Below are 24181 nucleotides of genomic sequence, written 5' to 3'. Positions count from 1 at the left end.
ATGGCCGTCACCGGAAGGCTCGGGCTGCTGGCGCTGTTCGGCGCGCTGGTGGTCGGGCTGCTCCTGCCGTCGACGACCGGGATCCTGGCCGTCGGCGGCGTGCTCCTGCTGCTCGTGGCCGCCGACCTCGTGCTGGCCGGGAGCGTGCGGCCGCTGCGGTTCTCCCGCTCCGGCGACACGTCGGTGCGGCTCGGCGAGCCGTGCGAGGTGACGCTGGTGGTCGCGAACCCCGGTGGGCGCGCGGTGCGGGGTCTGCTGCGTGACGCGTGGCCGCCGAGCGCGGGCGCCGACGACCGGCACGCCGTGCGCGTCCCGCCGGGGGAGCGGCGCGCGCTGGTGACCGCGTTGCGGCCGACCCGCCGTGGGGACCGGACGGCGGCGCGGGTGACCGTCCGCTCGGTGGGTCCGCTGGGCCTGGCCGCCCGGCAGGGATCGCACGAGGTGCCGTGGACGGTCCGCGTGCTGCCGCCGTTCCACAGCCGCAAGCACCTGCCGTCGCGGCTGGCGCGGCTGCAGCAGCTCGACGGCCGCAGCGCGGTGCTGATCCGCGGGCAGGGCACGGAGTTCGACTCGCTGCGCGAGTACGTGATCGGCGACGACGTCCGCTCGATCGACTGGCGCGCGACGGCGCGCGCGGCGGACGTGATGGTCCGGACGTGGCGCCCGGAGCGCGACCGGCACGTGGTGCTGGTGCTCGACACGGGCCGCGTGTCGGCCGGCCGGGTCGGCGACGCCCCGCGCCTGGACGCGGCGATGGACGCGGCGTTGTTGCTGGCCGTACTGGCTTCCCGGGCCGGTGACCGCGTCGACCTGCTGGCGTACGACCGTCGTCTCCGGGCCGCGGTGCAGGGTTCGTCGGGGGCCGCGCTGCTGACGTCGCTGGTGAACGCGATGGCGCCGATCGAGCCTTCGCTGGTGGAGACGGACGCGCGGGGGATGGTCGCGGAGGTGCTGCAGCGCACCCGCCGCCGTTCGCTGGTGGTGCTGCTGACCGGCCTGGACGCGGCGCCGCTGGAGGAGGGGCTGTTCCCGGTGCTGAGCTCGCTGACCGCGCGGCACGAGCTGATCGTGGCGTCGGTGGCGGACCCGCGGGTGGCGGAGATGCTCGCCGGCCGGGGTGACGCGGAGGCCGTGTACGACGCGGCGGCGGCGTCGCGGACGACGGCGGAGCGGCAGCGGGTGACCGAACGCCTGGCCCGGCACGGGGTCAGCGTGGTGGACGCGGTGCCGGAGGAGCTGCCGCCCGCGTTGGCGGACCGCTACCTGGCGCTGAAGGCCGCCGGTCGGCTCTGACGGGTGACTCCAGTGGTGAACGCCCGTTCGGCCTGTTAAGCCCGATGCATGTGGAAGCTCATGGCGGTGGCCCTGGCGATCTCTTCGGCTCCCGCGGCCGACGGTGCTCCCGTCTACCTGGCCGACGGCGGCGGCAAGCTCTCGCTCGCGGTGGTCGACGGCAAGCCGGTGCTGGCCGGCGCGGGGGACGCGGGCGCGAAGTGGACGTACGCCGGGCAGCACTTCACGAATGTCCAGAGTGGACAGTGTCTGGCCGCGGCGAGCCCGGTCGACGGCGTCGCGGTGAAACTGGCCGCCTGCGACGACAAGGACGAGCACCAGGCGTGGCGGCGCGTGGCGGGGTTGCCGGGCCTGGTGGAGATCGCGAACGTCGCCACGGCACGGTGCCTGACGGCGGAAGACGCGGCAGCGGGTGCTCGGCTGTACCAGGAAGTCTGTTCCCTGACGGGCATCGCGAACACGTGGGCGGCGGGCGGCCGGACCCTGGCGATCCTGTCCGGCAACGGCCAGCGCCTGGCGTCGAAGGACCCGGGAGCACCGTTCGTGGTCCGGGTGATCGGCGAAAACGGCCAGCCGGCGGCGGACGTGCCGGTGACGTTCTTCGTCCGGGCGGCCCGGCCGAAGAACGCTTTGGTGTTCGAAGGAGGCGGCGAGACGGTGACCGTCAAGACGGGCGCGGACGGTACCGCGTCGAGCCCGAAGCTGGTGTTGACGGAGGTGGGTGAGTTCGAAGCGCGGTTCGTGGGAACGGCGGGCTTGGACGACGGATCGTCGATCGCCTTCGAGGGCTCGTGCCTATGCTGATTCGGGCAGCGCGTCCCCGGCGTCGCGCGCGTCGAGGTCGCCGACTTCGCCTTCTTTCGCCGCGCGGCGGCCGAGGGTGAACACGTAGACCAGGAACAGGACTTCGACCGCGACGCCGATGCCCACCCGGACCCAGGTCGGCCAGCCCGACGGCGTCACGAACGCCTCGATCAGCCCGGACACGAACAGCACGCACGCCAGCCCCAGCGCCATCACGACGACCGACCGGCCTTGTTCGGCCAACGCGGCGGTGCGGGAGCGGCGGCCCGGGTCGACCACCGTCCAGCCGAGCTTCAACCCCGTGCCCGCCGCGACGAACACCGCCGTCAGCTCCAGGAGGCCGTGCGGGAGCAGGAGGCCGATCATCACGTCGCCGCGGCCGGCCGCGCTCATCGCGCCGATGATCAGCCCGGCGTTGAGCGAGTTCATCCACAGCGCGCCGATCACCGGCAGGCCGAGCGCGATGCCGAGGAACAGGCACGTCGCCGCCACCCAGGCGTTGTTCGTCCACACGCGCGCCGCGAACGACGTCGCCGGGCCCGTCGAGTAGTAGGTCTCGGCCTCGCCGCCGGGCTTGGTCAGCTGGTTGAGCTCGTCCGGCGACGCGATCGACGCGCGCACGTGCGGGTCGCCCGCGACCCAGACGGCGATCACCGCCATCACCGCGATCGACACCAGCGCGGCCGGGATCCACCAGCGTCGCGAGAGGTACACGGCGGCGGGGAAGCGGCGGGTGAAGAACAGGGCCACTTCGCGCCACGCGGGGTTGTGCGACCCGGAGATCGCGCTCCGGCCCCGCGCGACCAGCCCGGACAGCCGGCTCACCAGGGCCGGGTCGGGCGCGACCGAGCGGACGATCGACAGGTGCGTCGCGGTCCGCTGGTAGAGCGTCACCAGCTCGTCGGCCTCCGCCCCCGTCAGCTTGCCGCCGCGGTGGGTCAGCTCACCGAGCCGGTTCCACTCCGCCGAGTGCGTCGCGACGAAGACGTCCACATCCACGGGGTCAGCCTATCCGTCGCTACGCTGGGCCGTGTGCACGAGGAATCCGAGCTGGTCACCGGCGAAGCCGTCGTCCTGGACCTGCGCGTCGCCAAGCTCGCCAGCCGCGCGCTGGCGATGATGCTCGACGTCCTCGTGCAGTTCGCGCTGCTGCTCGGCGCGATCTTCGTGCTCACGCTCACCGTGCCGGGCGAGGACGAATCGCTCGCGCTGACCCTGGTGCTGGTCTTCCTGGTGCTGATCATGGTCGGCTACCCGGTGGTGTTCGAGACGCTTTCGCGCGGCCGTTCGCTGGGCAAGATGGCGGTGGGGCTGCGCGTGGTGCGCGTCGACGGCGGGCCGATCCGCTTCCGCCACGCCCTGACCCGCGGGCTCGCCGGGTTCGTCATCGACTTCTGGGCGCTCGGCGTGTTCGGGGCGGTCGCGGTGATCGTGTCGCTGTGCTCGTCCGACGGCCGCCGCGTCGGCGACTTCCTCGCCGGGACGCTGGTGGTCCGCGACCGCGCGCCGGAAAGCGCGTCCTACCCGGTGATCGGCATGCCCGCGGGCCTCGAGGGCTGGGCGGCCCAGCTCGACCTGACGCGGCTCCCGGACGACCTCGCCCTGGCGAGCCGCCAGTTCCTGGCACGGTTCAGCCAGCTGGCGCCGGAAGCGTCGCACGCGCTGGGCTGGAAGCTGGCGCAGCAGGTGGGCAACGCGCTGGGGACGCCGGTGCCGCCCGGGGTCCCGCCGTGGGCGTTCCTGGCGGCGGTGCTGGCGGAGCGGCGCAACCGCGACCACGCGCGGGCGATGCGGGCTTACGCGACCCAGGTGGCGGCGGCGCGGGGGCACCTGCCCTCGGGGCCGGGTCCGGCTCCGGGGCCGGGGCAGCCGGGGTTCCTGCAGGCCGGGTACTCGGCGAGCGCCCAGCTCGGTTCGATGGCCACAGGCGGGCAGGCGTACGCGGCCGCGCAGGCTCAGCCCTCGCCCTGGTCAGCCGCCGCAGCCGGCCCGCTCACCGCCGGCCCGGCCGCGGCAGATCTGGCCACCGCAGGCTCGGCCGCGGCAGGTCCGGCCACTGTCGCTCCAGTCACCGCCGGCTCGGCGGCTGCCGGCTCGGCGGCCGAGGCGGATCCGCCGACCCCGCCGTCCGGAACTCCGGTGCCTCCCGCCGAAAACCCGTTCACCCCGCCGAGCTGACCCCAGGTTCCCAGCGCCCCAATGTGGCGTTCGGTGCGTCAGACGCACCGAACGCCACATTGGGTGCGTCTGACGCAACCAACGCCACATCGGGGCGCTAGGAGACGTCTCCGGAAGCCGAGAGCCACGTGTTGCACTGCTGGTTGCGGTTCTTCGTCGCGCCGTGCTGCCACCAGGAGATGTTGTGCTTGGCGCTGCCGTGGTCGCGCTTGCCGTTGCGGGCGTAGTCGTCGCCGCGGTCCTGGGCGTTCCAGGCCTCGTTGTAGATGTTCTTGTCGACCGAGCCGCCGGAGACCGACGCCGAGCCGAGGAACATGCCCGAGAAGCACTGCGCCTCGAGTTCCATCCGCCGTGACAGCTCCAGGCCGACCGCCGAGTCGGCGCCCGCGTCGTAGCGCTGGTTGCCGTACGCCTCGGTGATGCCGGCCAGGTTCTGCACGTGGTGGCCGTATTCGTGGGCGAGGATCGAGAGGTACGGGCCGGGGTGGTTGCCCCAGACGTCGATCTCGATGCGGTCCATCGGCATGTAGATCGTGTCGTTCGACGGGCAGTAGAACGGCGTGACGCCGGTCGTCGTGCCCCCGCCGCCGCACGGCGTCGACGATTCCGACAGCGATTGCGGCACCGACAGGTTCGGCGACCGGAACGGCAGGTTCACGGCGCCGAGCATGCGCGACCACATCGCGTCGAGGCAGGCGATCCCGGACTGGAAGAAGCGGGTCGCGCTGTTCTGGTCGGTCGCCCAGCGGCTCAGCGAGCAGGGGACGTTCTGCAGGCCGTAGTCGGCGCTGGCGAACATCGGGTTGGTGCCCGTGGCGACGACCGAGCGGGGGCCGCGCGGGGTCTCCGACGTGCGGGTCGTGCGCTCGGTGGTTTCGCTGGTGGCCGTCTCTTCGGTGGACGACGTGGTTTCGGTGGTCTCGTCGGCGGAGGTGGTTTCGTAGGTGTCGGAGGGGTAGGTGCTGGAGTACCCGGCGTCGGCGACGTGCCGGGTGTTGCCGCCGATCAGCGCGACGGCCGCGACGAGCCCCCCGACGACGGCGACGATCCCGATGATCGCGACGGCGACGATGACCCCGGTGTTCGACTTCTTCGCGACGTAGGGGCGGTAGCCGGGCGCGAACCGAGGCCCGAACGGCGCACCGGGAGGTGGGCCGGCGTAGGCGGGGGAGAAGGTGGGCGGAGCGGCGGCGGCCGGTGGTGGCAGAGGCGCGCCCGAGCCGGGGCGGGGGTAGGGACCGGACGGCGGACCGTGGGTGGGGAAGCCCTGCGTGCCCTGCGGACCCCGGGGCGGCCCGCCCGGGAACTGCGGCGGCCGGCCGGCCTGCGGCGGCCACCCACCCGGCCCCTGCGACGGCTGCCCGGGCGCTGGGTTCGGCCGGCCGTGCGGCGCTTGCCCGCCAGGGCCTTGGTTCGGCGCCCCGCCGGGCCCCGGGCCTTGCCCCGGCTGCCCGCCCGGTCCCTGCCCCGGCCGGCCCTGCGGCAACGGCCGGACCCCGGGCGGCGGCAACGGCCCCCTCCCCGGGGGCGGCACCGGCCGCCGCGGGTCTTGCGGGCCAGGACCCTGTGGGCCTTGCGTCATGAAAGCGGAACCCCCCGTGCGATTTCCCCGTCGGAAGCGGCGTACCTGCGGAGATCTCGCCGTTCCGGGCGTCAGCATAGAGCGGGTGCTCTAGGGTGTGGTGCTGTGTTGAGCAAATGGGGGACAGCGGCCGCGGTCGCCGTCGTGGCCGTGCTGACCGCCGGGCCCGCCGCCGCGCAAACCGGGCCCTCCGCCGGGCCCGTTCTGCCGAACGCGCCGTCCGAGCAGGTCAAGAAGCCCCAGCAGCTCGACGGCAACGACGTCCAGCCGCCCGAAGGCGCCACCGCCGACGTCGCCCTCAAGGTCCTCCGCGACGGCTCCCTCCAGGTCACCGAGAAGGTCACCGTCCCCGGCGGGCAGCAGCTCACCTCGCGCGTCCCGCTGAAGGTCTCGGCCGGCGACGACCAGGACCGCGTCTTCACCGCGCGCGACATCAAGACCGAAGGTGCCGCCACCAGCCGGCTCACCGGTGACCAGCTCGTCCTCACCTTCACCGGCGGCACCTCCACCGTCACCTACACCGTCGACGGCGCCATCGCCGACCAGAGCGGCCGCCAGCAAGCGCGCTGGCAGGTCGCGAGCGGTTTCGACGCGCCCGTGGCAAAGCTCACCGCGTCCTTCCTCGCGCCGTCGCCGCGACTGTCCCCTGTGGACTGCTTCGCCGGCCCGATCGGCTCCAGCCGGCGCTGCACCCTCGCCGAGCTCGACCACACCGGTGTCGTCCGCCTGGAACAGAACGACGTCCGGCCCGGCGACCGCGTCGACCTGCTCGTCGGCCTGCCCGCGAACACCGTCCCGGCCAACGCGAAGTTCGCCGACGTCGGCCTCTTCGCCACCGCCTTCGCCTTCACCCCGCTGACCGGCATCGTCTTCGCCCTCCTCCTCGTCTTCCTGATCGCCGGCGGGATCTTCGTCCACCGCCGTCGCAAGGAGGACGCCGGCGCGCTCACCACCGCCACCGGCCCGGTCGAGGTCCTGCTCCGCGACGGCGACCGCGTCTTCTTCGCGAGCCCGGACGGCGTCCTGCCCGGCCAGGTCGGCACGGTCGTCGACGAGACCGTCGACGTCGTCGACATCAGCGCCACCGTCGTCGACCTCGCCGTCCGCAACTACCTCTGGCTCGCCGAAGTACCGGGACCCGACTGGCAGATCGCCCGCCGCAACCCGCCGGACGAGCACCTCCACGACTTCGAGCGCGCCGTCTACGAGACGCTGCTGCCGGCCGGCACCGACGCCGTCCTGGTGTCGCAGCTGCGTGCCCGCGGCGGGCTCGACCTGCGCAGGATCAGCGACGCGATGTACGCCGACGTCGTCACCAAGCGCTGGTTCTCCCGCCGCCCCGACACCGCCCGCGGCCGGCTGACGTGGCTCGGCGCCGGGATCTTCGCGCTCGGCGCGGCCGCCACCGCGGTCCTCACCTTCACCGTCGGCGAAGCGCTGCTCGGCGTCGCGGTCGCGCTGGCCGGGCTGGCCGTCGCCGCGGCGGCCGCGCTGCTGCCCTCGCGCACCGCGCGCGGCCGGGTGCTGGTCGGCCAGGTCCGCGGCCTGCTCGACTACCTGCACACCGCCAAGGCCGAGGACATCCCGCCGGCCGACCGCGAGATGGTGTTCTCGCGCTCGCTGCCGTACGCGGTGGTCCTCGGCGACACCGAACGCTGGCTCGGCACCTTCGCCGCGCTCAACCCCGCGTCGGACGGCTCGGCCGGGCTGTACTGGTACGGCGGCATGGAATCCGACCAGGACCTGCGCCGGTTCGGTATGCACTTCCCGTCGTTCCTGACCGCGCTCGACGGGCTGCTCACCGCGTCCGCCCGCGCGTCCCGCTGACCGTGCTCGCGGGAGCGGTGCTGGCCCTCTTCCTGGCCGCGGCGCCCGCCGACCAGCCGCCGCTGCCCACCGTGCCGCAGAGCGCCGAGATCGAGCTCAAGGTCCAGCGCGACGGCTCGCTCTCGGTCGTCGAAGCGATCTCCGTGCCCGACGGCGTCACGATGGACCGCCGCGTCCCGCTGCGGGTCCCGGCGCCGCACCACCGCGAGCGCGTCTACGGCGTCCGCGACGTCGTCCTGGAAGGCAGCGGGACGGCGAGCGTCGGCCAGGACGCGTTCACCGTCCACCTCACCGCGGGCACGTCGATCGTCCGGTACACAGTGGACGGTGCGGTCGCCGGGAACCGCGTCACCTGGGAGCTCGCCGGCGGCTGGAGCACCGACCTGAAGTTCGTCCGGGCCTCCTTCGCGGCGCCCGGGATCCCGACCGCCGTCGACTGCCTCGCCGGGCCGCCGGACTCCGACTTCCGGTGCGGCGCGGCGCAGATCGACCACGCCGGGCTGACCAGGTTCAGCCAGCAGAACCTGGCCGCGGGCCAGCGGATGACGACGACCGTCGAGCTGCCCGCGGGCACCGTTCCCGAGAACGTGGAACTCGTCCCCGCCAAGACGATCGCCGGCGCCTTCGTGCTCACCGCCCCGGTCGGCTGGGCCTGGGCGGGCTTCGGCGCGCTGCTGCTGCTCGCGGCCGCGTTCGTGGTGTTCGCGCGCCGCCGGGACGCCACGGTGGCGAACCCGGGGACGCCGCCGAAGGCCGAGCTGGTCTCGGCGTCCGGTGAGTTCGCGTCGCCGGCCGGGGTGCTGCCCGGGCACGCCGGCCTCCTGCTTTTCGGCCGCCCCGGGCCCGCCGACCTGGCCGCGACCGTGCTCGACCTGGCCGTCCGCAACTACCTCTGGGTGAGCGACGGCTCCCGGCTGACCCGCCGCAATCCCGCCGACGAGCACCTGACCCCCTTCGAGCGTGCCGTCTTCGAGGCCGTCCTGCCGGAGGAAACGGTGACGCTCGCCGAACTGCGGCAGCGGCACGTGGACGTCCCACCGGGCACGCTGCACGCCGACCTCGTCCGCCGGGGCTGGTTCGCGGCGCGGTGGCTCGGGCGTGCCGGAACCCGGGTCGTCTTCTACGGCGCGTTCCTGACCGTCCTGCTCGCGCTGACCGTGGGGTACGCCCAGCTCGGCGTCATCCTCGTGCTGGCCGGGGGCGCCGCCGTCGCCGTCTCGGCCGCGCTGCCCGCGCGCCGCCGGGCGGGCGCCGAGGTCGCGCGCCGCCTCCGCGGTGTCGCGGGCGCACTCGCCTCGGTGCGGGCGAAGGACTTCGACAAGCCGCAGCGGGAGCTGGTGTTCTCGCGCGCCCTGCCGTACGCGCTCGCTCTGGGCGAACTGGGCCCGTGGGTGGCCGCTTTCGACGGCCTCGAGCACCCTCCGCCGGTGTACTGGCATGACGGCGATATCGCCCCTGACCAGGCCGGATCCTTCGCGGTGGCCCTGGCGGGCACCTTCGCCGGCGCCCGCCGCGCTCGCCTCCGGAGCCTCGTGAGCGGGAAACAGGGTCAGAACACCGTTTCTCACTCACGAGCCGGGACGCCGGGAACCGCCGGGTCGTCGTAGGGTGGGGTCATGGCCGATCCCGAGCTCGTCCGATACACCCTCGACAACGGTCTGCGCGTGGTCCTCGCACCCGACGCGACCGCGCCGGTGGTCGGCGTCAGCGTCCACTACGACGTGGGCTTCCGCTCCGAGCCGGAGGGGCGTACCGGTTTCGCGCACCTCTTCGAGCACCTGATGTTCCAGGGCTCCGAGAGCCTCGAGAAGCTCGCCCACTTCCGGCACGTCCAGTCCAGTGGCGGCACCTTCAACGGGTCCACCCACCCGGACTACACCGACTACTTCGAGGTGCTGCCGAGCGCCGCGCTGGAGCGCGCGCTGTTCCTCGAGGCCGACCGGATGCGCGCGCCGAAGCTGACCGCCGAGAACCTGGCGAACCAGATCGACGTCGTCAAGGAGGAGATCCGGCTCAACGTGCTGAACCGGCCGTACGGCGGGTTCCCGTGGATCACCCTGCCGCCCGTTCTGTACTCGACGTTCCCGAACGCGCACAACGGCTACGGCGGCTTCGAGGACCTCGAGAGCGCCACGGTCGACGACTGCGCCGCGTTCTTCGACACCTACTACTCGCCGGCGAACGCCGTGCTGACGGTGGCGGGCGACTTCGAGGTCGACAACGCCAAGGCGCTGATCGAGCAGCACTTCGGCGACGTCCCGCACCGGCCCGCGCCGCAGCGGCCGTCCTTCGCCGAGCCGTTGCCGACCACCCAGCTGCGCGGCGAGGTCGAAGACCCGCACGCCCCGCTGCCCGCGCTCGGCATCGGCTACCGGATGCCGGACCCGATCAACGACGTCGACGGCTACCTGGCCTACCTCGTGCTCGCCGGCGTCCTGACCGACGGCGACGGCTCCCGCCTGCAGCAGCGGCTGGTGCACCGCGAGCCCCTGGTCGTCGACATCGGCGCCGGCGCCGGGCTGTTCGGCCCGTTCGAGGCGCGCGACCCGGACACGTTCACCATCACCCTGATCCACCCGCACGAGGTGCCGCGCGAGCGCGTGCTGGCCGCGCTGGACGACGAGCTGCAGAAGCTCGCCGACAGCCCGCCGAGCGAGGAGGAGCTGCGCAAGGTCACCGCCCGCTGGACGGCGAGCCTGCACTCCGAGCACGACCGCCTCGTCTCCCGGACGCTCGCGCTCGGCTCGTTCGAACTGCTCTACGGCGACGCGTCGCTGGTGTACAAGCTCGCGGACCGGATGTCCGCCGTCACCTCGGAAGCCGTGTCGGCCGCGGCGAAGGCGCTGCGCCCGGACGCGCGCGCCGTGCTGGTGGTCAAGCCCGCTTCGGAAGGGAACAACGAGCAGTGACTTCTGCAACGCACCGCACGGCCGAGGAGATCGGCCGCACCGCGCGGGGTCCGCGCCCGCTGCCCCCGCTGGGCGAGCAGCGCGCCGCCGGCGACCTGTCCCATGTGGACACCGAGCTCTCGAACGGCCTGCGCGTGCTGGCCGTGCGCAAGGCGACCGTGCCGATGGTGGAGGCGCGGCTGTGGATCCCGTTCGCGGGCGACGACGCGCTGCACCCGGCGACGTCCGAGGTGCTCGCCGAGACGATCCTGACCGGCACCGCACGCCGCAACCGCATCGAGATCGACGCCGAGCTGGCGCTGATCGGCGGCGACATCGGCGCCGGCGTCGACCCGGAACGCCTGGTGCTGACCGGATCCGCGCTCGCCGAGAAGCTGCCGACGTTCCTCGACGTGCTCGGCGACGTCCTCACCGGGGCGACCTACGCCGACGACGAGATCGCGCGCGAGAAGGAACGGCTGGTCGAGCGGATCGCCGTCTCGCGCACCCAGCCGCGCACGATCGCGCGGGAGGCGCTGCAGAAGCACCGCTACGGCGACCACCCCGCCACGCGCGAGGTCCCGCGCGCCGAGGACGTCGCGGTCGTGACGCCCGAGCAGGTGCGCGCGCTGCACCAGGCTTCGGTGCTGCCGCGCGGTGCGGTGCTGGTCCTGGTCGGCGACATCGACCCGCAGGCCGTCATCGGCGAGCTGGAGAAGGTGCTCGGCGGCTGGGCGTCCGATCGCTCCGCCGTCCGGCTGCCGCCGCTGCCGGAGCTGACCGGGCCGAGCGTGCGGCTGGTGCCGCGGGCCGGTGCCGTGCAGTCGCAGATCCGGCTCTCGGCGCAGACCGTGCCGCGCACCGACCCGGGCTACGCCGCGCTGCAGCTGGCGAACCTGGCCTACGGCGGGTACTTCTCGTCCCGGCTGGTGGAGAACATCCGCGAGAACAAGGGGTACACCTACTCCGCGCACTCCGGGTTCGAGTTCACCGACGGCACCGCGGTGGTCAACGTCGACGCGGACACCGCCACCGAGGCGACCGCGCCGGCGCTGCTGGAGACCCGCTACGAGCTGGGCCGCCTCGGCCAGGTCCCGCCGGCGGGCGACGAGCTGGAGTCGGTGCGGCAGTACGCGATCGGCTCGCTGCTGACGTCGACATCGTCGCAGTCCGGGCTGGCCGGCCAGGTGCTGGCGCTGGCCTCGACCGGGCTGGGCCTGGAGTGGCTCAACGAGCACCCGGCGCGGGTGGCGGCGGTGACCGCCGACGAGGTGGCCGAAGCGGCGCTGAAGTTCTTCGCCCCCAAGCGGTTCACCGGCGTGGTGGTCGGGGACGCGGCCGTACTGGAACGGAAGCTCCGGTCCCTCGGCGACGTCGTCGTGGGCGAGCCGGCCTGATGTCCGTCCCGTTCACCCTGGGTGACCTGCCCACCCTGTCACGATCCACTGTGGACCGTCAGGAGGGCTTGCGCACCAACCCTTCGCGACTGGTGTCGCGCTGGGCCGACGCCCGGGTCGTCCTGCTGGACGACACCGGGCGCACCCCGGTGGTCGAAGGCTCGTCGGTCCTGGCCTTCCGCAAGGCGGTCGACTTCGGCGCCGAGCCGCCGGCCGAAGCGGTGTTCCTCGGCGAGTGGCAGGACACCGACTACTGGTCGCTGCCGGGCGGCCCGTCCGGGGACGCCGGCACGGTGAAGATGGCGGGCAGCTGGGGCTTCGTCGAGGAGGTCCCGAGCGTCGACGGCGAGATCTGGGTCGAGCTGCGCGGGTACGGAGACCTGCTCGACGACACGTCGGCGGGGCTGTTCACGACGGCCCAGGCGCTGCGGAACTGGCGTCGTCAAGCCAAGTTCTGCACGCGCTGCGGTCACCCGACCGAGCTGATCCAGTTCGGCTGGGCCAGCAAGTGCACGAACGACGGCCGCGAGGAGTACCCCCGCACGGACCCGGCGGTGATCTGCCTGGTCCACTCGCAGGAGGGCACGAACGGCTCGCACGTGCTGCTGGCGCGCCAGCCGATCTGGCCGGCGGGGCGGTATTCGGTGCTGGCCGGGTTCGTGGAGGCGGGCGAGTCGCTGGAGGCGTGCGTCCTGCGCGAGATCCGCGAGGAGGTGGGGGCGGTCGTGTCGGACGTCCGCTACCTCGGGAGCCAGCCGTGGCCGTTCCCGCGGTCGATCATGCTGGGCTTCACGGCCCGGGCGGATCGTGCGGCCCCCTTGGTGCCTGCCGACGGCGAGATCGAAGAGGCGCTGTGGGTTTCGCGCGCGGAGGTGCGCGAGGCGTTCGCGAACAGTGCGGTGCGGGGCGAAGGTTCGAAGCCGACGCCGATCGCCGGCGGGGCGGCGGAGATCATCCTGCCGGGGAACTCGTCCATCGCCCGCGTGATGCTCAAGGCCTGGGCGGACGCGGAGGAGTAGTCACGGCCAGTACGGCTGGGCGTTCGCCGCCGCCTCGGCGATCGCCCGGCCGTCGATCGTGGTGCCGGTGCGGGGGAGGCCGACCTTCCGCCACTCCACGCTGAACTCGAACGGTCCGTCCGGCAGCGGCGAGAGCCACAGCTGCCGGTCGCCCCGGTACCGCCGGTCGTCGTAGCTCGCGCCGCCGCCGATCTCGGTCAAGCTGCCCTCGCTGACCCGGAACTGCAGGCCGGCGTCGGTGGGGCCGGGGAACCCGCCCGCGTGGCTGCTGTCGATGCCGTCCCAGGTGGTCTGGTCCAGTGACCCGCGCCGGATGCTCAGGTGCAGGTGGAGCGCACAGCCGGTCGGATACGCGACCACGTGCTGCAGCGCGACCACGGCGAGGTCCGTCCGCGCGACGAACCGCGCGATCGGCACCGGGCAGCCCAGCACATCCCACGGCGGAACGGTCGAGGTCATGCCTCCAGGGTCCTCGCCACCGCAAGCGGAAATCCGCTGACCAGGCCCCTGCCGACGCCCATCGGTGTTTCCGCCACGTGGCCCAGCGCGACCCCAAGCGTTACCTGCCCGTTTCCGAAGCCCGTTGACGGCTGTGCCCCGGCTCACTACAGTCCTGCGAAACCGTCTGTAAAGTATCCTAATTAAGTCCGGAGGGACGAGTGCGAGCCGGTAGCCCGCGGATGCTGCGCGAGATCAACGATCGCGCCGCCATCGAGGTCCTCCTGCGTGAGGGCCCCTTGACGCGTGCCGAGCTCGAGCTCGCCATCGGGCTCTCCAAGCCCGCCACCGCGCAGCTCATCACCCGGCTCGAGCAGGACAACCTCGTCATGAAGGCGGGCGTCCGGGGTGGTGGCCGCGGACCGCGCGCCCAGCTCTGGGCGGCCAACGGCAGCCTCGCCTTCGTCGCCGCCGTGGATCTCACGCCGCACGTCGCCGACTTCGTCGTGGCCGATGTCGCCGGGATCGTGCTCGCCGAGTACCAGGTGCCGCTGCCGGTGCACGAGGGCGCCGACGTCGTCGGGACCTTCGGCGAAGCCCTCAGCCACGTCGCCCGGACCGCCGGGATCACCCGCGACCAGCTCGCCCACGTCGTGATCGGCGCGCAGGGCGCCTTCGACCCGCGGACGGGCCTGCTCTCCTCCGCCCCGCACATCCCCGGCTGGCTCGGCTTCGACGTCCCGCAGAAGCTCAGCGACGAGCTCGGCGTGGACGTCCTGATCGAGAACGACGTCAACCTCGTCGCCGTCGAGGAGATGAGCGCCGGGAAGGCGCAGGACGTCGACGACTTCGTCATGGTGTGGCTGTCCGAAGGCGTCGGTGGCGCGGTCGTGATCGGCCGCCGGCTGCTGCGCGGCGCCACCGGCGGCGGGGGCGAGATCGACTGGATGCGCGTGCCCGACGCGGCCACCGTCGACACCGGGGACGTCTGGCCCGAGGCCGGCGCGCGGTTCGGCAACCTCGTCGACTCGCCCGCGGTCTGCCGTCTCGCCGCCGCGCACGGCATCCAGGCCGAGACCGCCTGGGACGCCGTCGGCCAGGCCGGCACGGACCACCCCTTCCTCGCCGACCTCGCCCGGCGGGTCGCCGGCGGCATCGCGAACCTCGTCGCGGTCGCCGACCCGCAGCTCGTGCTGCTCTGCGGGGACACCAGCCGCGCCGGCGGTGAGGACTTCGCCGCGCTGGTCGAGCGGAAGCTGCACGAACTGGTCCTGCCGCGCACCCCCGTGGGCTGCGCTTCCGTGCAGGGCAACGCCGTCCGCGCGGGTGCCCTGCAGTCCGCGCTCGCCACCACCCGTGAGGACGTCTTCGGCGTCGTCACCCCCACGCTCCTCGGGTCGCGCCGGCCCGAGGCCGGAAGAACCCGTCCCGCCCCGTCCCCACCCGAGTAGCCCAACCGATGAGGAGGAGGGCCATGCCCCCTACCACCCGGACCCGCCGCGGCTCGCTGTTGCTGGCCGCCGCCGCGGCGTCCGTCCTGCTGACCAGCGCCTGTTCCGGCGCCGCCGCCCCGAGCGGCGGTGACGCGGCCGCCGCGCCCGGCAAGGACGACAAGCTCACGATCACCGTGTACTCCAAGTTCACCGACCGCGAGTACGGCGTGGTCACCGCGGGCCTGAACAAGCTCAAGGCGAAGTTCCCGAACATCGAGATCAAGCACGAGGGCAACCAGGACGACGACAAGCTCACGCAGTCGATCCGCGGCGGCAACCCGCCCGACGTCGCGATCTCCTTCTACACCGACAACCTGGGCGCCTGGTGCTCCACCGGCAGCTTCCAGGACCTGAAGCCCTACATCGACCGCGACAAGATCGACCTGAACCAGATCCCGGAAGCGGTTCGCAACTACACCGAGTACCAGGGCAAGCGGTGCGCGATGCCGATGCTCGCCGACGTCTACGGGCTCTACTACAACAAGGACATGTTCGCGGCGAAGGGCATCACCTCGCCGCCGAAGACGACGTCGGAACTGTTCGAGGCCACCAAGAAGCTCACCGAGTTCAACCCGGACGGGTCGATCAAGGTCGCCGGCTTCCTGCCCTCGATGCCGTTCTACGCCAACCAGGCCCAGTACTGGGCGCCGAACTTCGGCGCGCCCTTCCTCGGCCCGGACGGCAAGTCGGACCTCGCCACCAACCCCGGCTGGAAGGCGATGTTCGAGTTCCAGAAGCAGCTCATCGACTTCTACGGCGGCCACGACAAGGTCGAGCAGTTCAAGGCCGGCCTCGGTGACGAGTACTCCGCCGACCACGGCTTCCACAAGGGCAAGCTGGCGATGATCTACGACGGTGAGTTCCGCACCGCGTTCCTCAAGGACCAGGCGCCGAACGTCAACTACGGCACCGCCCCCGCGCCGGTGCTCGACAGCATGGCCGACCACTACGGCGGCGGCTTCACCACCGGCACGATCATCGCGATCCCCAAGGGCGCCAAGAACCCCGGCGCCGCGTGGGAGCTCATCAAGCAGGTCACCCTGGACACCGACACCCTGGTGGACATGGCCAACGGCCTGAAGAACGTGCCCAGCACCAAGGCGTCGCTGACCTCGCCGCGGCTGGACCTGCAGCCGCAGTTCAAGACGTTCCTCGACATCTACGACAGCGGAAAGCTCGTGGCGAACCAGACGACCCCGATCGGGGACGCGCACCTCAAGGCGGTCAACGACTTCGCCGAGAAGTGGCAGGCCGGTTCGGTGCCCGACCTGACCGCGGGCCTGCAGAAGGTCGACGCGCAGATCGACGACGAACTGAAGCAGAAGGGCGCGGGCGGATGACCTCCACCGCTGTCCCGATCCGAACCGACGGCTCCCCGTCCGCGCCGGGCAAGGCGCGGGCGGGGGCCCGCCGGGCCAAGCGCCGCCGGACCGTCTTCTTCTTCATGGCCCCGGCGTCCCTCGGGTTCCTGATCTTCTTCGGCTACCCGCTGATCGCCACGGTCTACTACTCCTTCACCCGGTACGACCTGATCAACCCGCCGGTGTTCATCGGCTTCGACAACTACGTCCGGATGTTCACCACCGAGCCGCTGGTCGGCACGGCCGCGTACAACACGCTGTGGCTGGTGGTCGTCCTGACGGTCTGCCGCGTGGTGTTCTCCCTCGGCATCGCGTCGGTGATCTCGCGGCTCAAGTCGGGCGTCGGGCTCGTCCGGACCCTGTGCTACCTGCCGACGCTCGCCCCGCCCGCGGCGGCGACGCTGGCGTTCGTCTTCGTGTTCAACCCGGAGTTCGGCCCGGTCAACCGGTTCCTGCGGCTCGTCGGCATCGACGGCGGCCTCTGGTTCAACAGCCCGGCCATGTCGAAGCCCGCGCTGACGCTGCTCGCGCTGTGGGGCTCCGGTGAGCTGATGATCATCATCCTGGCCGCGCTGCTGGACGTCCCGACCGAGCAGTACGAGGCCGCGGAACTCGACGGCGCCGGCTCGGTCCGGAAGTTCTGGCACGTCACGCTGCCGTCGATCTCGCCGGTGCTGCTGTTCGGCGTGGTCAACTCGATCATCTACGCGCTGCAGTTCTTCACGCAGGCGATCGTCGCGTCGTCCGCGTCCGCGGGCACCGCGGACGTCGCCGGCAACTCGAAACTCATCGGGGCTCCGCAGAACTCGACGCTGACGTACCCGATCTGGCTGTACGTGCAGGGCTTCCGCTACTTCAACATGGGTTACGCGGCGGCGATGGCCGTGCTGCTGTTCATCGTGAGCGCGGGCTTCACGTGGATTCTCGTGCGGCAGCTGCGTAAGTCCCAGCACCAGGAGGAGGGGGCATGAACATACCCTTGCGACAGCCTGTTCATGTCCCCGACCGGGTGCAGGTGTCCCGCAAGAATGGAGCGGGGGCATGACCGCTCTGGCCGAAGCGCCGCAGAAACCGGCGGGCGTGCCGCCGAAGGTGCGGTTCAAGCGCAACTGGGACAAGCGGCTGTCCTTCATCGCGACACATGCGATCGGGATCGCGCTCGGCGTGATCTTCATGCTGCCGCTGCTGTTCGTGTTCCTCACCGCGGTGATGAAGAGCGACCAGGCGATGACGGCGAGCCTGTGGCCGTCCGAGTGGCACTTCGAGAACTTCGTGACGGTGTTCAAGAAGGCGCCGCTGCTGAAGTACTTCGGCAACAGCCTGCTGTACTCGGCCCTGGCGACGGCGGGCGCGCTGCTTTCGGCGATCCCGGCGGCGTACGGGCTGGCGAAGCTGCGGTGGCGCGGGCAGAACCTGTTCTTCATGCTGACCGTGGCGGCGATGCTGCTGCCGCCGCAGGTCACCATCGTGCCGCTGTACGACCTGTGGGTCCGGATGGGCCTCACCGGCACGCTGGTTCCGCTGATCGTGCCGTACTTCTTCTTCGACGCGTTCTCGATCTTCCTGCTCCGCCAGTTCTTCCTCACCATTCCGAAGGACTACCTCGAGGCGGCGAAGATCGACGGCTGCAACGAGTTCCAGGCGATGGTCCGGGTGCTGATCCCGATGGCCAAGCCGGGGATCGCGGCCACCGCGATGTTCTGCTTCCTGTTCACCTGGAACGACTACTTCGGGCCGCTGCTCTACACCGGCGAGAACCAGGACCACTGGCCGCTGTCGCTGGCGATCGCGTCCTTCCGCGGCATGCACCACGTCGAGTGGAACATGACGATGGCGGCGACCGCGCTGATCATGGCGCCGGTGATCGTGCTGTTCGTGTTCGCGCAGAAGTCGTTCGTCAAGGGCATCACATTCACGGGAGTCAAGGGATGAAGCTGGCAGTCGTCGGTGGCGGGTCCACCTACACGCCGGAGCTGATCGACGGCATCGCCGGCCGGCGCTCCACTTTGGACGTCGACGAGATCGTGCTGGTCGACCCGGACGCCTACCGCGTCGAGGCCGTCGGCGGGTTCAGCCAGCGGCTGCTGGACCACGCCGGCCACCCGGCGCGGGTGCGGACGACGCAGTCGCTGGAAGAGGGCGTCGACGGCGCTTCCGCCGTGCTGATCCAGCTGCGCGTCGGCGGGCAGCGGGCGCGGCGCTCCGACGAGACGTTCCCGCACGCCTGCGGCTGCGTCGGGCAGGAGACGACCGGCGCGGGCGGCCTGGCGAAGGCGCTGCGCACGGTGCCGGTGGTGCTCGACATCGCCGAGCGCGTCCGCAAGATCGCCGGCGACGACACGTGGATCGTCAACTTCACCAACCCGGTCGGCATCGTCACCCGCGCGCTGCTCAACGAGGGGCACCGCGCGGTCGGGCTGTGCAACGTCGCGATCAACCTGCAGCGGCAGTTCGGCAAGCTGCTCGGCGTCGGCGCGGACGACGTCAAGCTCGTCCACACCGGGCTCAACCACTTGAGCTGGGAGCGCGGCGCGCTCGTCGAGGGCGTCGACCGGCTGCCGGAGCTGCTGGAGCAGCACCTGGACTACCTCTCGAACGAGGTCAGCGTGCCGGAGAAGTGGCTGCGGCGGATGAACGTCGTGCCGTCGTACTACCTCAAGTACTTCTACGCGCACGACGAGCAGGTCACCAAGCAGCGCACCGAACGTCCGCGCGCGGACGTCGTGTCCGACGTCGAGGAAGAGCTGCTGAAGATCTACCTCGACCCGGAGCAGAACACCAAGCCGGAGTCGCTGGAGAAGCGCGGCGGGGCGTACTACTCCGAGGCGGCGGTGCAGCTGGTGCACGCGCTGACCGCGGGCGGCCCGGCCGAGGAGCACGTGGTGAACGTCCGCAACGACGGGACGTTCCCGTTCCTGCCGGACGACGCCGTCATCGAGTCACGGTCCATTGTGGACTCCAACGGCGCGACGGCGATCCCGCAGCCCGCGGTCGAGCCTCAGTTCTCGGGCCTCATCGCGGCGACGACGGCGTACGAGTTCCTGGCGCTGGAAGCTGCTCTGAAGGGCGGCCGCGACCGAGTGGCCGACGCGCTGCTGGCGCACCCGCTGGTCGGCCAGTACACGAAGGCCGACACGCTGGCGGATTCGCTGGTCCAGATCAACCGCGAGTACCTGCCCTGGGCGCGCGGATGAGGCCCGCTGTCATCGCGATCGACGGCGGCAACAGCAAGACCGAGGTCCTGGTGATCTCGGAAGACGGCGTCGTGCTGGGCAAGTCGCGCGGGCCCGGTGCGTCGCCGCAGAACATCGGCGTCGCGGCGTGTGTCGCGGCGCTGGAAGAGCTGGTGCTGGAGGCACTGGGCCCGGGCGCCGGCGAGAAGCCGTTCGCGGTCCACACCTCCGCGTACCTCGCCGGGCTCGACTTCCCGCGCGAGGAGGAGGCACTGCACGCGGCGCTGGCGGCCCGCGGCTGGAGCGACACCCTGACCGTCGGCAACGACACCCTCGCGCTGCTTCGGGCGGGCAGCGCGGGGGTGGGGGTCGCGGTCGTGTGCGGCGCCGGGATCAACGGCGCCGGCGTCGGCCCGGACGGCCGCGTGCACCGCTTTCCCGCGCTGGGCAAGATCTCCGGCGACTGGGGCGGCGGCTACCGGCTCGGCGAGGAGGCCCTGTGGTGGGCCGTGCGCGCCGAGGACGGCCGCGGCCCGCGCACCGCGTTGATGCCGGCGGTGACTGCCTACTTCGGCAAGCCGACGCTGCTGGACGTCGTGCAGGGCCTGCACTTCGAGGAGATCGACGCGGCGTCGATCCACGGCCTCTGCCCGCTGCTGTTCGAAGTGGCGGCGGCGGGCGACGAGGTCGCGGGCGACATCGTGACGCGGTTCGTCGAGGAGGTCAGCGTCTTCGCGGCGGTCATCCTGCGGAACCTGGACCTCACCGAGGACGCCCCGGAGATCGTCCTCGGCGGCGGGGTGCTGACCGGGGTCGGCGCGCCGGTGATCGCGGAGATCGAACGCCGGTGCCTCAAGGTCGCGCCGCGCGCGGTGGTCCGCGTCGTCGACGTGAACCCCGTGGTGGGGGCGGCGTTGTTCGGATTGGACACGCTGGGCGCGTCGGACGCCGCGAAGGCGTCGCTGAAGGCGGCGACCCAGCGCACCTAGACCTGGTGGCCTGCCTCGAAGCGGCGCGAGGCAGGCCACCAGACCCTTTTCACGGCGCGGGGACCAGGATTTCGCCGGTCTCCAGCAGCGACTTGAGGTCCGAGAGCACCCAGTCCCAGCCGCCGCCGGCGTTCTCGCCCGGCCCGGCGTTGACGTCCTCGTGCACCCCGGCGACCATGTCGGCGGTGAGCGGCGCGCCGGTGACGTCGTGGGTGACGGTGAGTCTGGTCCCGGCGGTCTTCGTCGCCTCGATGTCGTAGGTGAGGGTCGTGTACGGCTCGGTGGCCATCCCTTCGGGGCCCATCAGCAGCTTCCAGGTGATGACGAGCTTGCGCGGCGGGTCGACCTCGAGGACCTCGCCGTCGACGAGGTCACCGGTGAACCCGGCGTCGATGAACGCCTGCGTCGGGCGGGTGCGGTGCTTGCCGCCGACCTTGAGGTCGAAGTCGGCGAGGCCGGTGTAGCCGTACTTCGCCGTCCACTCGGGCTTGGTGATGGCTTCCCAGATGCGTTCCGGGGTGGCCTTGATGTAGACGCGGTGGACCTGCACGGTGGTCGTCATGGTTCTTCGCCTTCCAGTTCGTTCTTGAGGTCGAGCAGCGCGGTGACCTGGCGTTCGGTGTACTTGTCGATCCACCGGTCGTGGATCTGCCGGATGGGCACGGGGTTGAGGAAGTGCCGCTTCTCGCGGCCGTCCTTCCGCGCGACGACGAGCCCGGCCTCTTCCAGGAGCTTCAGGTGCTTCATGACGCCGAAGCGGGTCATGTCCACCTGGGTCTCCAGCTCGGTGAGCGTGCGGCCGTCGCGCTCGAAGAGCAGGTCGAGCAGGAACCGGCGGGTCGGATCCGCCAGCGCCTTGAACACCAGGTCGTCGTCGGGCACGCCAGAAGAATAGGTGACCAAAAGGTCACATGTCAACGCACGCCACTTTCCCCGTGAAAGTGTTCCGGAGGCATGCTCTCCGGAACACTTTCACGGGGAAAGTGGCGTCTCAGACGATCAGGGAGAGGGGGAGGATCAGGGCGATCGCCACCACTGAAATCAGCGTCTCCATCACCGACCAGCTCTTCAGCGTTTGGCCGACCGACAGTCCGAAGTACTCCTTGACCAGCCAGAACCCGGCGTCGTTCACGTGCGAGAAGAACAGCGACCCCGCGCCGATCGCGAGCACCAGCAGCGCGCTGTGCGACGGATCCATCCCGGCCGCCAGCGGAGCGACGATGCCCGCCGCCGAGACCGTCGCCACCGTGGCCGAGCCCGTCGCCAGGCGGATCGCCACCGCCACCAGCCAGCCGAGCAGCAGCGGCGACAGGTGCGCGTCCTTGGCCAGCCCCGTGATGACGTCGCCGACGCCGGCGTCGACCAGCGTCTGCTTGAACCCGCCGCCGGCCCCGACGATCAGGATGATCCCCGCGATCGGGCCCAGCGAGTCCGCGACCACAGTGGACAGTCGTGCGCGGTCGAGGCCGGCCGGGCGGCCCAGCAGCACCATGCCCACCAGGACCGCCGCCAGCAGCGCGATCAGCGGGTCGCCGACGAAGTCCAGCACGCGACGCGCCTGGTTCTCCTTGCCCAGCAGGATGTCCGACAGCGCTTTCGCCAGCATGAGCACGACCGGCAGCAGCACCGTCGTGAGCGTCGCGGCGAAGCTCGGCCGCGGCTTGTCCGGGTCGGCGCGCTCCGGGATCAGCCGCTCGGGCGGGGTGGCGTCCGGCACGAGCCGCGCGGCCAGCTTGCCGAACAGCGGGCCCGCGACGACCAGCGTCGGGATGCCGACGAGCAGGCCGAACGCCAGCGTGATCCCGACGTTCGCGTTGAGCGCACCCGCCGCGGCGAGCGGGCCGGGGTGCGGCGGGACCAGGCCGTGCAGCACCGAAAGGCCGGCGACCGCCGGGATGCCCAGCAGCATCAACGGTTTCCCGGTGCGCTTGGCCGCGAGCAGCACCACCGGGATCAGCATGACCAGGCCGATCTCGAAGAACATCGGCAGCCCGATCAGCGCCGCCACCAGTGCCATCGCCCAGGGCAGCGCGCCGCCGCGGGCCTTGCCGAGCACGGTGTCGACGATCTGGTCGGCGCCACCCGAGTCGGCCAGCAGCTTGCCGAGCATCGCGCCCAGCGCGATCAGGATGCCGACGGACGCGACCGTGCTGCCGACGCCGCCGCTGAAGCTCTTCAGCAGCTTGTCGACCGGCATCCCGGCGGTCAGGCCGAGTACGAGCGAGCCGAGCACCAGCGACAGGAACGGGTGCAGCTTCACCTTCGTGATCAGCACGACGATGACGGCGATCGCGACGACGGTCGCGACGATCAGGCGGGTGTCGTGGCCGGTCCAGGCGGCCGCGAGGACGGTGGTCATGCTTGCTCCCGGAAGGCGGTCAGGGCGGCGCCGGTGATCCCGGCGGGGGTCTCGCGGATGTCGAAGATCGCGCCGGGCTCGTCCGGCTCGAGGGGTTCGAGGTCCGCGAGCTGGGAGTCCAGGAGCGACACCGGCATGAAGTGACCCGAGCGGGACTTCATGCGCTCGGCGAGGATCTCGCGGTCGCCGTGCAGGTGGGCGAACCAGACGTTCCCGCCGGTTCGCAGCACGTCCCGGTACCGGCGCTTGAGCGCGGACGACGTCACGACGCCGCCGGTGGCCTGGTGGTCGCGGATCCAGCCGGCGATGGCTTCGAGCCAGGGGGCGCGGTCCTCGTCGGTCAGCGGGTGCCCCGCGGTCATCTTGTCGATGTTCGCCTGCGGATGGAACGTGTCCGCCTCGGCGTACTCGACGTCCAGCGCGTTCGCGAGTGCCGTGCCGATCGTCGTCTTGCCGGAGCCTGACACCCCCATCACCACGATGACGGTCATCCGCACCTCCCACTTCGTCGTGCTCAGGTGAGTGAAACTCAAAAGTACTACTTATTCAACATGAAGTACTACTTAATCGAATCAGATCGCTAGATTGGCAGCGTGGGGACCGACAGGCACGAGCAGGTACTGGACGCGCTGGGCGCGGCGATCGCGAACGGATCGCTGGTGCCCGGCACCGTGCTGCGCTCCGAAGAGCTTCAAGAGCGCTTCGGAGCTTCGCGGACTGTGGCGCGCGAAGTCGTCCGAGTGCTGGAGACGATGCGGCTGACCAGCAGCAAGCGCCGGGTCGGGGTGATCGTCCGGGAGCCGGCGGAGTGGAACCACTACGACCCGCGGCTGATCCGCTGGCAGCTCGACGGACCCGCGCGCGCGGCGGCGCTCGCCACGCTCAACGAGCTGCGGTCGGCGATCGAACCGTGCGCGGCGCGGTACGCGGCCCTGCGCGCGACGCCGGAGGAGCGCGGCCGGCTGGGCGCGCTCGGGGAGCGGCTGGCACGGACGGCGAAGGCACGGGACCTGCCGACGTTCCTCGAGTTCGACATCGCCTTCCACGACCTGCTGCTGGCCGCGTCCGGGAACCCGATGTTCGCGCAGCTGTCCGAGGTCGTCGCGGAGGTGCTCACCGGGCGGACCGGGCACGGGCTGATGCCGCCGGAGCCGCAGCCCGAAGCCGTGGCGCTGCACCTGGAAGTGGCGGCGGCGGTGGCCGCCGGGGAGGCGGACCGGGCGGAACGGGCGATGCGCGACATCGTCGTCCAGGCGCGCGAGGAGATCGCGGCGCTGGCCGAGTAGGGCGGGATTCCCGCGCACGACCACCGGCACCGCACGCCTGGCCGCCCGGGTCGAGTAGCCTCCTCGGGGACGGGACTTTCTTCTGCCGGGGGGC

Annotated in this window: 22 protein-coding genes; 15 read left to right on the top strand and 7 right to left on the bottom strand. The window is 71.8% G+C overall.

Going from position 1 to position 24181, the window contains the following annotated elements; all coding sequences use genetic code 11:
* The gene (locus QRX60_RS05595) at positions 1 to 1293 is read left to right on the top strand and encodes a DUF58 domain-containing protein (RefSeq protein WP_285999729.1); all 1293 of its coding nucleotides are present in this window, start codon (positions 1 to 3) and stop codon (positions 1291 to 1293) included.
* A 48-nt stretch (positions 1294 to 1341) separates the two neighbouring features.
* Positions 1342 to 2097, top strand: a complete 756-nt coding sequence (locus tag QRX60_RS05590) for a ricin-type beta-trefoil lectin domain protein (RefSeq protein WP_285999728.1) — start codon at positions 1342 to 1344, stop codon at positions 2095 to 2097.
* Here the strand turns inward: QRX60_RS05590 and QRX60_RS05585 are convergent.
* Complete coding sequence (locus QRX60_RS05585; RefSeq protein ID WP_285999727.1) at positions 2089 to 3096, bottom strand: stage II sporulation protein M; 1008 nt, start codon at positions 3094 to 3096, stop codon at positions 2089 to 2091. The two genes, QRX60_RS05590 and QRX60_RS05585, sit on opposite strands and share 9 nt — an antisense overlap.
* 33 nt (positions 3097 to 3129) lie before the next feature.
* Between QRX60_RS05585 and QRX60_RS05580 the strand changes: the two genes are divergently transcribed.
* The gene (locus QRX60_RS05580; protein ID WP_408630207.1) at positions 3130 to 4275 is read left to right on the top strand and encodes an RDD family protein; all 1146 of its coding nucleotides are present in this window, start codon (positions 3130 to 3132) and stop codon (positions 4273 to 4275) included.
* Between the two features lie 97 nt (positions 4276 to 4372).
* Here the strand turns inward: QRX60_RS05580 and QRX60_RS05575 are convergent, their stop codons facing one another.
* On the bottom strand, positions 4373 to 5785 hold the full coding sequence (locus tag QRX60_RS05575) for a neutral zinc metallopeptidase (protein ID WP_285999726.1): 1413 nt from the start codon (positions 5783 to 5785) through the stop codon (positions 4373 to 4375).
* 177 nt (positions 5786 to 5962) lie between these two features.
* On the opposite strand from QRX60_RS05575, the gene QRX60_RS05570 reads away from it, so the two are divergent.
* The 5 genes from QRX60_RS05570 to nudC are packed head-to-tail and all read left to right on the top strand — an operon-like array spanning position 5963 to position 12988.
* Positions 5963 to 7684 carry a DUF2207 family protein gene (locus tag QRX60_RS05570; RefSeq protein WP_285999725.1) on the top strand — a complete coding sequence of 574 codons (1722 nt, stop codon included), beginning with the start codon at positions 5963 to 5965 and terminating at the stop codon, positions 7682 to 7684.
* Positions 7685 to 7701: 17 nt separating this feature from the next.
* Positions 7702 to 9291 carry a DUF2207 family protein gene (locus tag QRX60_RS05565; RefSeq protein ID WP_285999724.1) on the top strand — a complete coding sequence of 530 codons (1590 nt, stop codon included), beginning with the start codon at positions 7702 to 7704 and terminating at the stop codon, positions 9289 to 9291.
* 9 nt (positions 9292 to 9300) lie between these two features.
* Positions 9301 to 10593 (top strand): M16 family metallopeptidase, encoded by a 1293-nt coding sequence (locus tag QRX60_RS05560; protein WP_285999723.1) that lies wholly within the window; start codon positions 9301 to 9303, stop codon positions 10591 to 10593.
* Entirely contained in the window at positions 10590 to 11969 is a 1380-nt protein-coding gene (locus tag QRX60_RS05555) for a M16 family metallopeptidase (protein WP_285999722.1), read from the top strand. The genes QRX60_RS05560 and QRX60_RS05555 overlap by 4 nt, the downstream gene beginning before the upstream one ends.
* Entirely contained in the window at positions 11969 to 12988 is a 1020-nt protein-coding gene (gene nudC, locus QRX60_RS05550) for an NAD(+) diphosphatase (RefSeq protein ID WP_285999721.1), read from the top strand. The genes QRX60_RS05555 and nudC overlap by 1 nt, the downstream gene beginning before the upstream one ends.
* On the opposite strand, the gene QRX60_RS05545 is transcribed toward nudC, so the two are convergent.
* Positions 12989 to 13447: a hypothetical protein gene (locus QRX60_RS05545; RefSeq protein ID WP_285999720.1), complete on the bottom strand. Its 459-nt coding sequence runs from the start codon at positions 13445 to 13447 to the stop codon at positions 12989 to 12991.
* A 221-nt stretch (positions 13448 to 13668) separates the two neighbouring features.
* Between QRX60_RS05545 and QRX60_RS05540 the strand changes: the two genes are divergently transcribed.
* The 6 genes from QRX60_RS05540 to QRX60_RS05515 all read left to right on the top strand — a co-directional run bounded on the left by QRX60_RS05540 (position 13669) and on the right by QRX60_RS05515 (position 20442).
* Positions 13669 to 14877 carry an ROK family transcriptional regulator gene (locus QRX60_RS05540; RefSeq protein WP_286003508.1) on the top strand — a complete coding sequence of 403 codons (1209 nt, stop codon included), beginning with the start codon at positions 13669 to 13671 and terminating at the stop codon, positions 14875 to 14877.
* A gap of 23 nt (positions 14878 to 14900) precedes the next feature.
* A complete protein-coding gene (locus QRX60_RS05535) occupies positions 14901 to 16259 on the top strand; it encodes an extracellular solute-binding protein (protein WP_285999719.1) in 1359 nt (452 codons plus the stop codon).
* On the top strand, positions 16256 to 17251 hold the full coding sequence (locus QRX60_RS05530; protein WP_285999718.1) for a carbohydrate ABC transporter permease: 996 nt from the start codon (positions 16256 to 16258) through the stop codon (positions 17249 to 17251). The genes QRX60_RS05535 and QRX60_RS05530 overlap by 4 nt, the downstream gene beginning before the upstream one ends.
* A 70-nt stretch (positions 17252 to 17321) precedes the next feature.
* The gene (locus QRX60_RS05525) at positions 17322 to 18212 is read left to right on the top strand and encodes a carbohydrate ABC transporter permease (RefSeq protein ID WP_285999717.1); all 891 of its coding nucleotides are present in this window, start codon (positions 17322 to 17324) and stop codon (positions 18210 to 18212) included.
* Positions 18209 to 19474: a 6-phospho-beta-glucosidase gene (locus QRX60_RS05520; RefSeq protein ID WP_285999716.1), complete on the top strand. Its 1266-nt coding sequence runs from the start codon at positions 18209 to 18211 to the stop codon at positions 19472 to 19474. Before QRX60_RS05525 ends, QRX60_RS05520 begins: the two co-directional genes overlap by 4 nt.
* Complete coding sequence (locus QRX60_RS05515; RefSeq protein WP_285999715.1) at positions 19471 to 20442, top strand: N-acetylglucosamine kinase; 972 nt, start codon at positions 19471 to 19473, stop codon at positions 20440 to 20442. Before QRX60_RS05520 ends, QRX60_RS05515 begins: the two co-directional genes overlap by 4 nt.
* A gap of 49 nt (positions 20443 to 20491) precedes the next feature.
* Here the strand turns inward: QRX60_RS05515 and QRX60_RS05510 are convergent, their stop codons facing one another.
* The 4 genes from QRX60_RS05510 to QRX60_RS05495 all read right to left on the bottom strand — a co-directional run bounded on the left by QRX60_RS05510 (position 20492) and on the right by QRX60_RS05495 (position 23292).
* Positions 20492 to 21004 (bottom strand): SRPBCC domain-containing protein, encoded by a 513-nt coding sequence (locus QRX60_RS05510; RefSeq protein WP_285999714.1) that lies wholly within the window; start codon positions 21002 to 21004, stop codon positions 20492 to 20494.
* On the bottom strand, positions 21001 to 21324 hold the full coding sequence (locus tag QRX60_RS05505) for an ArsR/SmtB family transcription factor (protein WP_285999713.1): 324 nt from the start codon (positions 21322 to 21324) through the stop codon (positions 21001 to 21003). Before QRX60_RS05505 ends, QRX60_RS05510 begins: the two co-directional genes overlap by 4 nt.
* Positions 21325 to 21433: 109 nt before the next feature.
* The gene (locus QRX60_RS05500) at positions 21434 to 22801 is read right to left on the bottom strand and encodes a GntT/GntP/DsdX family permease (protein WP_285999712.1); all 1368 of its coding nucleotides are present in this window, start codon (positions 22799 to 22801) and stop codon (positions 21434 to 21436) included.
* Positions 22798 to 23292, bottom strand: coding sequence for a gluconokinase (locus QRX60_RS05495; protein WP_285999711.1), 495 nt, complete (start codon positions 23290 to 23292; stop codon positions 22798 to 22800). The genes QRX60_RS05500 and QRX60_RS05495 overlap by 4 nt, the downstream gene beginning before the upstream one ends.
* A gap of 102 nt (positions 23293 to 23394) precedes the next feature.
* Between QRX60_RS05495 and QRX60_RS05490 the strand changes: the two genes are divergently transcribed.
* On the top strand, positions 23395 to 24087 hold the full coding sequence (locus QRX60_RS05490) for a FadR/GntR family transcriptional regulator (protein ID WP_285999710.1): 693 nt from the start codon (positions 23395 to 23397) through the stop codon (positions 24085 to 24087).
* Positions 24088 to 24181 lie beyond the last annotated feature (94 nt).

Origin of the sequence: Amycolatopsis mongoliensis (assembly GCF_030285665.1) — a bacterium.
Classification (GTDB): Bacteria; Actinomycetota; Actinomycetes; order Mycobacteriales; family Pseudonocardiaceae; genus Amycolatopsis; species Amycolatopsis mongoliensis.
The sequence above is the reverse complement of the archived record's forward strand: the minus strand, read 5'-3'. Positions and strand labels throughout refer to the sequence as shown.

What these genes read in the sequence shown, in the direction of transcription:
- QRX60_RS05520 (WP_285999716.1), top strand. Translation starts at nt 18,209, where the DNA reads ATGAAGCTGGCAGTCGTCGGTGGCGGGTCCACCTACACGCCGGAGCTG.
- QRX60_RS05495 (WP_285999711.1), bottom strand. Translation starts at nt 23,292, where the DNA reads ATGACCGTCATCGTGGTGATGGGGGTGTCAGGCTCCGGCAAGACGACG.
- QRX60_RS05545 (WP_285999720.1), bottom strand. Translation starts at nt 13,447, where the DNA reads ATGACCTCGACCGTTCCGCCGTGGGATGTGCTGGGCTGCCCGGTGCCG.
- QRX60_RS05500 (WP_285999712.1), bottom strand. Translation starts at nt 22,801, where the DNA reads ATGACCACCGTCCTCGCGGCCGCCTGGACCGGCCACGACACCCGCCTG.
- QRX60_RS05510 (WP_285999714.1), bottom strand. Translation starts at nt 21,004, where the DNA reads ATGACGACCACCGTGCAGGTCCACCGCGTCTACATCAAGGCCACCCCG.
- QRX60_RS05595 (WP_285999729.1), top strand. Translation starts at nt 1, where the DNA reads ATGGCCGTCACCGGAAGGCTCGGGCTGCTGGCGCTGTTCGGCGCGCTG.
- QRX60_RS05535 (WP_285999719.1), top strand. Translation starts at nt 14,901, where the DNA reads ATGCCCCCTACCACCCGGACCCGCCGCGGCTCGCTGTTGCTGGCCGCC.
- QRX60_RS05560 (WP_285999723.1), top strand. Translation starts at nt 9,301, where the DNA reads ATGGCCGATCCCGAGCTCGTCCGATACACCCTCGACAACGGTCTGCGC.
- QRX60_RS05525 (WP_285999717.1), top strand. Translation starts at nt 17,322, where the DNA reads ATGACCGCTCTGGCCGAAGCGCCGCAGAAACCGGCGGGCGTGCCGCCG.
- QRX60_RS05530 (WP_285999718.1), top strand. Translation starts at nt 16,256, where the DNA reads ATGACCTCCACCGCTGTCCCGATCCGAACCGACGGCTCCCCGTCCGCG.
- nudC (WP_285999721.1), top strand. Translation starts at nt 11,969, where the DNA reads ATGTCCGTCCCGTTCACCCTGGGTGACCTGCCCACCCTGTCACGATCC.
- QRX60_RS05515 (WP_285999715.1), top strand. Translation starts at nt 19,471, where the DNA reads ATGAGGCCCGCTGTCATCGCGATCGACGGCGGCAACAGCAAGACCGAG.
- QRX60_RS05540 (WP_286003508.1), top strand. Translation starts at nt 13,669, where the DNA reads ATGCTGCGCGAGATCAACGATCGCGCCGCCATCGAGGTCCTCCTGCGT.
- QRX60_RS05590 (WP_285999728.1), top strand. Translation starts at nt 1,342, where the DNA reads ATGTGGAAGCTCATGGCGGTGGCCCTGGCGATCTCTTCGGCTCCCGCG.